Genomic DNA, 11109 nt, shown 5'->3' on the forward strand with positions numbered 1-11109 from the left:
CACCCACATGCTCCCCACCCACTACCACACCCTCCCCACCCTCCCCCTCACCCCCAACGGCAAAATCGACCGCAACAACCTCCCCACACCCGACCAGCCGTCCTCGGAGCGCGAGTACCTGGCTCCGCGCACCGCGCTGGAAGGCGCCGTCGCGGGAGTCTGGGCGGAGTTCCTCGACGTGTCGCGGATCGGGGTGCACGACGACTTCTTCGAGCTGGGCGGGCACTCACTGCTGGCCGCCCGGGTCGCGTTCCGGCTGCGCGAGGAGCTCGGGGCCGAGCTGCCGCTGAGCGAGGTGTTCGCCGCCCGGACGGTGGCCGGGCTGGCCGAGCTGATCGAGGCGGACCCGGGCCGCGCCCGGCCCGCCGTCCTCCCGCTGCCGCCCGGGCAGCCGGCGCCGCTCTCCTTCGCCCAGCAGCGGATGTGGTTCCTCGACCGGCTGGTGCCCGGTGCCACCGACTACCTGGTGCCGCTGCCGCTGCGGCTGCGCGGGCCGCTGGACGTGCCCGCGCTGCGGGCGGCGCTGGACGCACTGGTGGCCAGGCACGAGATCCTGCGCACCCGGTACGTCGAACGGGCGGGCGAGCTGACGCAGTTGACCGATCCGCCGGGCGAAGTGCCGGTGGCGTGGCTCGACCTGGCCGAGGAGCCGGGCGGCCCGGCCGAACGGGACCGGGCGCTGCGCGAGACGGTGGCGGCCGACCTGCGCCGCCCGTTCGACCTCTCGCGAGGGATCCCGGTGCGCGCGACGCTCGCCCGGATCGGCGCCGAGGACCACCTCTTCCTGTTGACGCTCCATCACATCGCCTCCGACGCTCGGTCCATCGAGGTGATCGGACGGGAACTCGGCGCGCTGTACGCGGCGTTCCGAGCCGGCGCGCCCACCCCGCTCACCGCGCCGGCGCTGCGGTACGCGGACTTCGCCGGCTGGCAGCGCGGTTGGGCCGACGGCCCCGCCCAGGCCGGCCAACTCGCCTTCTGGCGCGAGCGGCTGGCCGGCGCCGCCACCCTGGACCTCCCCACCGACCGGCCGCGCCCGGCCACCCGGGACCCGCGCGGCCGGGACCACTTCAGCACCGTTCCGGCCGACGTGGCGCGGGCGGTGGTCGGGGTCGGGCGACGGCACGGCGCCACCCCGTTCATGGTGCTGCTCGCCGCCTTCCAGACGCTGCTCTCCCGCCACAGCGGCCAGACCGACATCGTGGTGGGCACCCCGGTCTCCGGTCGCGGTCAGGCCGAGGTCCAGGACCTGGTCGGGCTCTTCGTCAACACCCTGGTGCTGCGGGCCGACCTCTCCGGCGACCCGGCCTTCCCCGACCTCCTCCGCCGGGTCCGGGACGGCGCGCTCGCCGCCTACGCCCACCAGGACCTCCCGTTCGAGCACCTGGTGGACGAACTCGCGCCCGACCGGGACACCTCCCGCAACCCGCTCTTCCAGGTCGCCTTCGAGCTGCGGCACGCCTCCCCCGACCCGTTCGCCCTGGACGGCCTGCGGGTCGAGCCGTACCCGGTGGACTCGTCGGTCGCCAAGTTCGACCTGATGCTGTCGGTCGAGGAACTGCCCGACGGCGCGCTGCGCTGCGGATTCGAGTACGCCACCGCGCTGTTCGACCAGGAGAGCGTGGAGCGGCTGGCGGACCACTACGGCCGGCTGCTGGCGGGCCTGGCCGCCGATCCCGAGCGCCCGCTCAGCCGCTTCGACCTGCTGGACGCCCCCGAGCGCCACCGCCTCGACGAGGCCGGCCTCGGCCCGGTGGTGCCGCGCCCCGACCGCTGCCTGCACGAGCTCTTCGCCGACCAGGCCGCGCTCACCCCCGAGGCCACCGCCGTGGTCTTCGGCGCCGAGGAGCTGACGTACCGCCGGCTCGACCGGCGCGCCAACCGGCTGGCCCGCCACCTGGTCGGCCTCGGCGCCGGCCCCGAGGTCCCGGTGGCGGTGGCCCTGCGCCGCGGCCCGGACCTGGTCACCGCGCTGCTGGCGGTCCTCAAGGCGGGCGCGGTCTACGTCCCGGTCGACCCCGAGCACCCGGCGGCCCGCCGCGAGCACCTGCTCCGGGACAGCGCGGCCGCCCTGCTGATCGCCGACCCCTCGCACGACCTGCCGGAGTTCCCGGCCCACGTCGTCCTCGACGGCGGGGACCCGGCCTTCCTGGCCGGCTACGACCCCGCCGCGCTGCCGCCGGTCGACCCGGCCTGCGCCGCGTACGCCGTCTACACCTCGGGATCGACCGGCCTGCCCAAGGGCGTGCTGGTGCCCCACGAGGGAATCCGCAACCGGGTGCTGTGGACCGTCGACCGGCACGGCCTCGCGGCCGGCGACCGGGTCCTCCAGAAGACCACGATCGGCTTCGACGCGGCGATGTGGGAGTTCCTGGCCCCGCTGGTGTGCGGCGCCACGATCGTGCTGGCGCCCGACGGCGCCCACCGCGACCCGGCCGAGATGCTCCGGGCGGTGGCCGAGCACGACGTCACCGTGCTACAGCTCGTGCCGTCGGTCCTGAGCACCCTGGTCGACCAGCCGGGCCTGGACCGGTGCACCAGCCTGCGCCTGGTGTTCTGCGCCGGCGAGCCGCTGCCGGCCCGCCTCTGCGACCGGCTGCTCAGCCGGGTGAAGGTGGAGCTGTACAACACCTACGGGCCCACCGAGTGCTCGATCGACGTGACCGCCTGGCGCTACCGGGCCGACGACGCGGCCCGGATCGTCTCCATCGGCCGGCCGCTGGACAACCTGCGGATCCTGGTCCTCGACCGGGACGACAACCTCGCCCCGGTCGGCGTCCCCGGGGAGCTGTGCGTGGTCGGCGTCGGACTGGCCCGCGGCTACCTGGGCCGCCCCGGGCTGACCGCCGAGCGGTTCGCCCCCAGCCCCTTCCCGCGGCAGCCCGGCGAGCGGCTCTACCGGACCGGGGACCGGGCACGGTGGTGCGCCGACGGCCGGATCGAGTACCTGGGCCGGATCGACGGCCAGCTGAAGGTCCGCGGGGTGCGGATCGAACCCGGCGAGGTGGAGGGCGTCCTGTGCGCCCACCCGGGCGTCGCCGCGGCCGTGGTCGGCGTGCAGCGCCGCGACGACGGGGACCACCGGCTGATCGCCCACGTGGTGCCCGCGGCCGCGGCGGTGCTCGACGCGCAGCGGCTGCGGTCGCACCTGGCGGGCCGGCTGCCGGAGGCGATGATCCCCTCCGCCTTCGTCCTGCTGGACGCGCTCCCGCTGACCGCGAGCGGCAAGGTCGACCGCGCGGCCCTGCCCGCGCCCGACACCGGACGGACCGAGGCCGCGGGCGCGTACGTCGCACCGCGCTCCCCCGTCGAACAGACCCTGGCCGCGGTCTTCGCCGAGGTCCTGGGGCTGGAGCGGGTCGGCGCCGGGGACGACTTCTTCGCGCTCGGCGGGCACTCGCTGCTCGCCACCCGGGTCGCCTTCCGGCTGCGCGACGCGCTGGGCGTCGAGCTGCCGCTCGCCCAGGTCTTCGCCCTGCGCACCCCGGCCCGGCTGGCCGAGCTGATCGAGGCCGGCTACCGGGGCGTCGAGCTGCCGCCCGTCACCCCCGCCCCCAGGACCGGCCCGCTGCCGCTCTCCTCGGCGCAGCAGCGGCTCTGGTTCCTCGACCGGCTGGAGCCCGGCAGCGCCGAGTACCTGGTGCCGACCGTGCTGCGGCTCACCGGCCGGCTGGACGAGCGGGCGCTCGGCCTGGCCCTGGACCACGTGGTGGCCCGGCACGAGGTGCTGCGCACCCGGTACACCGAGGCGGACGGGGTGCCCGTGCAGGTGATCGACCCCGCGCGCCCGCTCGGCCTGGCCGCGCTGGACGTACGCGGCTCGACCGGGCGGGAGCTGCGCGAGCTGCTCGCCCGGGAGACCGGCCGGCCGTTCGCGCTCGACCGCGAGCCGCCGTTGCGGGCCGCGCTGCTGCGGACCGCGGCCGAGGAGTGGCACCTCGTCCTGACGTTCCACCACATCGCCACCGACGCCTGGTCGACGGAGCTGGTGACCGGCGAGATCGGGCGGTACTACCAGTGCCTCACGCACGGCCTGCCGCTGCCGGGCGCCGCGCCCGCCGTGCAGTACGCCGACTTCGCCGCCTGGCAGCGCGACCGGCTGGACGAGCCGGTGGTCTCGGCGCAACTGTCCTACTGGAAGGAGCGGCTGGCCGGTCTCCAGCCGCTGGAGCTGCCCACCGACCGGCCGCGCCCCGCGGTGCGCGACCCGCGCGGCGAGCTGCTCGGCGTCGACGTGCCCGCCGATCTCGGCGCGGCGGTGGCGGCCGTCGCCCGGGCCCGTTCGGCGACCCCGTTCATGGTCCTGCTCACCGCGTTCCACGTGCTGCTGGCGCGCTACAGCGGGCAGTCGGACCTCGCGGTCGGCACCCCGGTGGCCGGCCGCACCCGCGCCGAGACGGAGGACCTGGCCGGCCTGTTCGTCAACACCGTGGTGCTGCGGGCCGACCTGTCGGGGGCACCGACCTTCGCCGGGCTGCTCGACCGGGTGCGGGCCGACGCCGTACAGGCCTACGCCCACCAGGACCTGCCGTTCGAGCGGCTGGTCGACGAGCTGCGCCCCGACCGCGACCCGTCCCGCAACCCGCTCTTCCAGGTGATGTTCGAGCTGCTGCACACCCGGCAGAGCCCGCTGGAGATCGACGGCGTCGAGGTCGAGGAGCTCCAGGCCGACTGGCGGGTCGCCAAGTTCGACCTCACCGTCTCCTTCGAGGAGCGGCCGGACGGCACCCTCGCCTGCTCCTTCGAGTACGCCACGGCGCTCTTCGACCGGTCCACCGTGCAGCGGATGGCCCAGCACTACCTGCGACTGCTGCGCAGCGCCGTCGACACGCCGGACGCCCGGATCGGCGAGCTGGAGATGCTGACGGAGCCGGAGCGGCGGCAGCTGCTCACCGACTGGCGCGGCACCGCGGCCGGGCAGCCGGGGCGCTGTGTGCCCGAGCTCTTCTCGGCGCGGGCCGCCGCCCGGCCCGACGCGCTCGCCGTGGTCTTCGCCGGCCGGTCGGAGATCAGTCTGACCTATGCCGAACTCGACGCCAGGGCCAACCAGTTGGCGCACCACCTGCGGGCCTCCGGGGTCGGCCAGGAGAGCGTGGTCGGGGTCTGCCTGGAGCGCGGGCCCGATGTCGTGGTCGCCCTGCTCGCCGTCCTGAAGGCCGGCGGCTGCTACGTGCCGTTCGACCCCGAACACCCCGCCGAGCGGCTCGCCTTCATGCTGGCGGACGCCGGGGCCGGGACGGTGCTGACGCACAGCCGGTTCGCCGACCGCCTGGCCGCCGGGCGGGCGCGGGTGATCAGCCTGGACGGCGACCGCGCGGAGCTGGCACAACGTCCGACGACGGCCCCGGCGGTGACCGTCGATCCGGAGCAGCTCGCGTACGTCATCTACACGTCCGGGTCCACCGGACAGCCCAAGGGTGTGCTGATCCAGCACGGCTCGTACGCCCACCACTGCGAGGTCATCGCCGAGGCCTACGACATCGGCGCGGACGACCGCGTCGTGCTGCTGTCGGCGCTCACCTTCGACGTGGCCATGGACCAGATCGCGGCCACCCTGCTGGCCGGTGCCACCGTGGTGGTGAGCGATCCGCTGTTCTGGAGCCCGGCCGAACTCGCGGACCGGCTGGCCGAGCACCGGGTCACGATCATGGAGATCACCCCGGCCTACTACCGCGAACTGCTCGCCGGCCTCGGGCCGGACGACCGCCGGCTGGACCGGCTGCGGCTGATGAACGTCGGCAGCGACGTGGTCACGGTGGACGACGCCCGGCACTGGGCCGCCACCGGCCTGCCCGCCCGCTTCCTGTGCAACTACGGCCCGACCGAGGCCACCGTCACCTGCGTCCTGCACCCCGTCAGCGGCGAACTGCCGGGCGCCCGCGGGGAGTCCACGCTGCCGATCGGCCGTCCGGTGCCCGGCACCACGGCGTACGTCCTCGATCCCGACCTGAACCCGGTGCCGGTCGGGGTGCCCGGCGAGCTGTACCTCGGCGGGGTCAGGGTCGCCCGCGGCTACCACCGCAGGCCCGCGCTGACCGCCGAGCGCTTCGTCCCCGACCCGTTCTCGCCCGCGCCCGGCCGCCTGTACCGCACCGGCGACCTGGTCCGCTACGCGGCCGACGGGGTCATCGAGTTCCTCGGCCGGATCGACCAGCAGGTCAAGATCCGGGGGTTCCGGATCGAACTCGGCGAGATCGAGGCGGTGCTCGCCCAGCACCCCGGGATCCGGGCGGTCGCCGTGGTGGCCAGGGACCTGCGGCCCGGCGACCGCCGACTGGTGGCCTATCTCGTCCCCCGGGACGGCACGGCCCCCGACATCGCGGCCCTGCGCGCCTTCCTCGGCGACCAGCTCCCCGAGTACATGATCCCCTCGCTCTGGGTGGAACTTCCCGAACTGCCGCTCACCAGCAGCAAGAAGGTGGACCGCAAGGCCCTTCCGGCCCCCGAGGCGGGCCGCCCGCAGCTGGAGCGCGACTACCTCGCGCCCCGCACCCCCGCGGAGGAGCTGATCGCGCGGACCTGGGGCGAGGTCCTGGGCCTCGACCGGATCGGCGTGCACGACGGCTTCTTCGACCTCGGCGGGCACTCGCTGCTCGCCACCCGGGTGCTGGCCCGGCTGCGCCTGGCGTTCGCGGTCGAGCTGCCGCTGCGCCTGCTCTTCGAGGCGCCGACCATCGCCCTCCAGGCGGAGGCCGTCGAACGGGCGGTCGAGGACGAGATCGCCGGGCTCTCCGACGAGGAGGTCGCGGCACTGCTCGCCGAGGAGGCGTAGCACCGGCGCCCTTCATGGGGGCATCGCCCCCATGTTTCTCCCCGGGCCCTGATGGGGGCGCGGTGGCACGCCCCACGGCCGTACGGCCCCCGCCGTCCGCCCGGCAGCCAAGTGCCGGGCGGACGGCGGGGGCCGTGGACGGGCGGCGGCGCAGGTCGGCGGCGGCCGGTGCCGGCCCGGCCCGCGGGCGGGTCGGGAAATCTGGGGGCCGTCACCCGATGCCGCCGGGCGCCCACCGGTCCATGATCTCTTCCTGTCGGGGGCACGGGGCCACATCCCGAGGAGGAGCCGATGGGCGATCCGGTGAGAGTCAGCGTCGTCGCGCAGGACCCGGTGCTGGAGGCCGGTGCGCGGATCAGCTTGCAGTGTCACGGCGACATCGCGGTGGCGCTGCCCGGGGAACAGGCGCAGGTCGCGGTCATCATGGTGGACCGGGTGACCCCGCAGGTGATGGAGACGGTGCGGGCGGCACGGGAGGCGGACCAGCGCCGGGAGGTCGTCCTGGTCGCCACGGAGCTGGCGGCCGGCGACGCGGTCCAGGCGTTCACGGCGGGCACCCGGGGGCTGCTGCGCCGCTCCGAGGCGACCGCCGAGCGGCTGGCGTGGACGGTCGTGGCGGCCGCCGCCGGCGACTGCACGCTGCCGCCCGACCTGCTGGACGGGCTCCTGGAGCACCGGGAGGCGGGTGGCACCCGCCGGGCGGGTGCGGGCGGGCCGGCGGCGCCGGCGGGGTGGGAGCTGTCGGAGCGGGAGCAGGCCGTCCTGCGGCTGGTCGCCGACGGCCGGGAGACCGAGGAGATCGCGCGGGAGCTGTGCTACTCCTCCCGCACCGTGACCACCGTGGTGCACGACGTCACCCGGCGGTTCCGGCTCCGCAACCGCGCCCACGCGGTGGCCTTCGCCCTGCGGGCGGGTCTGCTGTGATCGCGGCGACGACAGCCGCGCCGGCGGCCGTCCTCCCCACCGCGGGGCCCAGGGTGCGGGTGCGGTCGAGCGACGCGGTGGCGCGGGCGGCGGTGGAGGCCAAGCTGACCGTCGCGGGGCTCCGGCCCGACCACGCGCCGGACCCGTCCTCGCGGGACGTGCTGGTGGCCGTCGGCGACACCGCGGAGCGCGCGATCGAGGCCTGCCGCCCCGCGTTGCCAGGCGGTGGTGAGCGGCTGCTGGTGGTGGTGGCCGACGTGCTGTCCCGGCACAGCGCGCTGCGGGCGCTGCGGGCGGGCGCGCGGGCCATCCTGCTGTCCGCCGAGGCGACACCGGCCCGGCTGGCCGCGGCCGTCCACTCGGCCCACCGCGGCGAGGGCCGGCTGTCCCACCCGGTGCTGGCCTGCCTGCTCGACGGGTCGCCGGAGCCGCCCGGCCCCGGAGGGCACCCGGGCACCTCGCCGCTGACCGGCCGCCAGACCGAGGTGCTGCGGCTGATGGCGGACGGCCACGGCAACGAGGCCATCGCCCGGACGCTGCGCTGCTCCAAGCACACCGTCAAGAACGTGATCTACGAGCTGATGGGCCAGCTCCAGGTGCACAACAGGGCCCACGCGGTGGCCCACGCCGTGCGGACCGGGCTGATCTGACCCGCCGGCCGGTGCGGGTCCCGGTCCCGGAACCCGGACCGGGCCCCGCACCGGGACAAACGCGCAGTGACACCGGCGCCGAGGGCTGCCGCTCGTTCCCTGGTACCGGGCCGTGCTCCGGCGACACGCTGCTCCTGCCGATGTCCGTCCGGCGGGCATGGCGAACCCTCACTCCACCCGTGGGCGGCGCCACGAGCACTCCACCGCGGGTTCGATCGCTGCCGAGAGGACCTGATGGACATCACCCAGGACACCCGGAACACTGGCCAGGAGCCTTTGCCGGAGCACGAGTTCAAGGTCTTCGAGGAGCTGGAGTCGGAGGTCCGGCTGTACTGCCGCACGTTCCCGGCCGTCTTCGAGCGGGCCAAGGGCGCCGAGCTGCACACCGAGGACGGCCGTACGTTCATCGACTTCTTCTGCGGCGCCGGGACGCTCAACTACGGGCACAACAACGACGCCATCAAGGCCCGGGTGGCCGAGTACCTCGCCGCCGACGGCATCACGCACGGCCTGGACATGTACACCGTGGCCAAGCGGGAGTTCCTGGCCGCCTTCGCCGACACCGTGCTGCGGCCCCGCGGGCTGGACTACAAGGCGCAGTTCACCGGCCCGACCGGCACCGACGCCGTGGAGGCCGCGCTCAAGCTCGCCCGCAAGCAGACCGGCCGCACCGGCCTGGTCGCGTTCACCGGCGCGTACCACGGCATGTCGCGCGGTTCGCTCGCGGTGACCGGCAGCCGCCGGGCCCGCCGGGCGGGCGGGGTCAGCGGGCAGGACGTCACGTTCATCCCCTACGAGGACGGCCCGCAGGGCCCGTTCGACTCGATCGGGTACCTGGAACGGCTGCTCGCCGACTCCTCCTCGGGCGTCGACCTGCCGGCCGCGGTGATCCTGGAGCCGATGCAGATGGAGGGCGGGGTCTACCCGGCGAGCGCCGGGTGGCTGCGCGCCCTGCGCGAACTCACCGAGCGGCACGGCATCCTGCTGATCCTCGACGAGATCCAGGCGGGCTGCGGCCGCTCGGGCCGGTTCTTCTGCTTCGAGCACGCCGGGATCACCCCGGACGTGGTGACGCTGTCCAAGTCGCTCAGCGGCTACGGGCTTCCGCTGTCGCTGGTGCTCTTCAGACGGGAGCTGGACGCCTGGGAGCCTGGTGAGCACACCGGGACGTTCCGCGGCAACCAGCTGGCCTTCGTCGCCGCCACCGCGGCCTGCGAGCTGTGGCGGCAGGACTCCTTCCACACCGGGCTCGCCGCCGGGACCGCCCGCCTGGACCGGTTCCGCGGCGAACTGGACGGGCTGGGGCAGGGCCTGGTGACGCGCGGGCTCGGGATGGCGCTCGGCATCGACCTCGGGGCCGCCGGCGGCCCCGAGCGCGCCAAGCGGCTCCAGCGGTACGCCTTCGAGCAGGGGCTGATCGTCGAACTGTGCGGCCGTGCGGACGAGGTGGTCAAGCTGCTGCCGCCGCTGACCGTCGACCCCGCGCTGCTCGACCGGGGCCTCGACGTACTGCGGCAGGGCCTGCAAACGATCTGACATCCCGTCCCGTCACGGAAGGAGAAGGCCATGTCCCGTCCGCCACGCCGCCACCTGATCTCGATCGACGACCTCGGCTTCGAGGAGATGCACCGCATCGTGCAGCGGGGCGCCGACTTCGCCGCCGGCCGGCGCGAGGACGCCCGCCTGCCGCGCGACACGGTGGTGGGCGTCCTGTTCCGCAGGACCTCCACCCGCACCCGTACCGCCTTCTCGGCCGGAGCGCTGCGGCTGGGCGGCCGGTTGATCACCTACGGCCCCGACGACCTCCAGGAGAACACCGGGGAGACGGTCGAGGACACCGCCGCCGTGCTGTCCCGGATGCTCGACGTGCTGGTGGCCAGGACCGCGGGCAGCGAGGCCGAGCTGCGGGCCTTCGCCGCCCAGGAGCGGATGGCCGTCGTCAACGCGATGAGCGCCGCCGAGCACCCCACCCAGGCGCTCACCGACCTCACCACGCTGCTCGGCCGGTTCGGGCGGATCGAGGGCCTGCGGGTGCTCTACGCCGGCGAGGGCAACAACACCGCCTCGGCGCTGACGCTGGCGCTGTCCCGCTACCCGGGGACGGCGCTGTACCTGCGCACCCCGGACGGCTACGGGGTCGAGCGGCGCTACCTCGACCGGGCCGCCGAGTACGCGGCGGGCAGCGGCGCGCTGGTGGAGCAGCGGCACGACATGGCCGACCTGCCCGAGGTCGACGTGGTCTACAGCACCCGCTGGCAGACCACGGGCACCACGAAGGCCGACCCCGACTGGCGGCTCGCCTTCGAGCCGTTCCGGGTGGACAAGGCCGTCATGGACGCCAGCCCCGGCGCGCTGTTCATGCACGACCTGCCCGCGCACCGCGGCGACGAGGTGACCGCCGAGGTGCTCGACGGGCCCGCCTCGATCGCCTTCGAGCAGGCCGAGAACAAGTACCACAGCGCCCGCGCGGTGCTGGAGTGGTGCGTCGGCGGCCCGGAGGACAGCGGCCCCGGGAACGGCGGCCTGGAGGACGGCGGCCCGGCGGGAGACGGCCCGGAGTGATCCCGGCGAAGGGGCCGCCTCCCGGAATCCACCGGGAGGCGGCCCCTTCGGCGTGTCCGGCCGCGGGCGCGCGGAAGGGGGGGGGGGGGGGCGCGGGGGGGGGGGGGGCCCCGCCCCCCGCCCCCGCCCCCCCCGGGCGCCGGGGCCGCCCCGCGGGGGGGGGGGGCCGGCGGGGGGGCCGCGGGGGGGGGGCGGCCCCGG

5 protein-coding genes are annotated in these 11109 nt (G+C 75.5%); all 5 read left to right on the forward strand.

The window, feature by feature from the left end:
- Positions 1 to 7: 7 nt before the first annotated feature.
- The 5 genes from ACIQOW_RS24190 (at position 8) to ACIQOW_RS24210 (ending at position 10908) form a co-directional block, all read left to right on the forward strand.
- Entirely contained in the window at positions 8 to 6772 is a 6765-nt protein-coding gene (locus ACIQOW_RS24190) for an amino acid adenylation domain-containing protein (RefSeq protein ID WP_401088198.1), read from the forward strand.
- 291 nt (positions 6773 to 7063) lie between these two features.
- Complete coding sequence (locus ACIQOW_RS24195) at positions 7064 to 7696, forward strand: response regulator transcription factor (protein WP_401088200.1); 633 nt, start codon at positions 7064 to 7066, stop codon at positions 7694 to 7696.
- A 59-nt stretch (positions 7697 to 7755) separates the two neighbouring features.
- Positions 7756 to 8346 (forward strand): response regulator transcription factor, encoded by a 591-nt coding sequence (locus ACIQOW_RS24200; protein ID WP_401088202.1) that lies wholly within the window; start codon positions 7756 to 7758, stop codon positions 8344 to 8346.
- Between the two features lie 234 nt (positions 8347 to 8580).
- Entirely contained in the window at positions 8581 to 9882 is a 1302-nt protein-coding gene (gene ectB, locus ACIQOW_RS24205; RefSeq protein WP_401088204.1) for a diaminobutyrate--2-oxoglutarate transaminase, read from the forward strand.
- A gap of 30 nt (positions 9883 to 9912) precedes the next feature.
- A complete protein-coding gene (locus ACIQOW_RS24210; protein WP_401088206.1) occupies positions 9913 to 10908 on the forward strand; it encodes an ornithine carbamoyltransferase in 996 nt (331 codons plus the stop codon).
- Positions 10909 to 11109: the final 201 nt, after the last annotated feature.

This window comes from Kitasatospora sp. NPDC091335 (assembly GCF_044757205.1).
In the GTDB taxonomy this organism is placed as follows: domain Bacteria; phylum Actinomycetota; class Actinomycetes; order Streptomycetales; family Streptomycetaceae; genus Kitasatospora.

Coding starts and splice junctions, on each gene's coding strand:
- ACIQOW_RS24190 (WP_401088198.1), top strand. CDS start 8: ATGCTCCCCACCCACTACCACACCCTCCCCACCCTCCCCCTCACCCCC.
- ACIQOW_RS24195 (WP_401088200.1), top strand. CDS start 7,064: ATGGGCGATCCGGTGAGAGTCAGCGTCGTCGCGCAGGACCCGGTGCTG.
- ectB (WP_401088204.1), top strand. CDS start 8,581: ATGGACATCACCCAGGACACCCGGAACACTGGCCAGGAGCCTTTGCCG.
- ACIQOW_RS24210 (WP_401088206.1), top strand. CDS start 9,913: ATGTCCCGTCCGCCACGCCGCCACCTGATCTCGATCGACGACCTCGGC.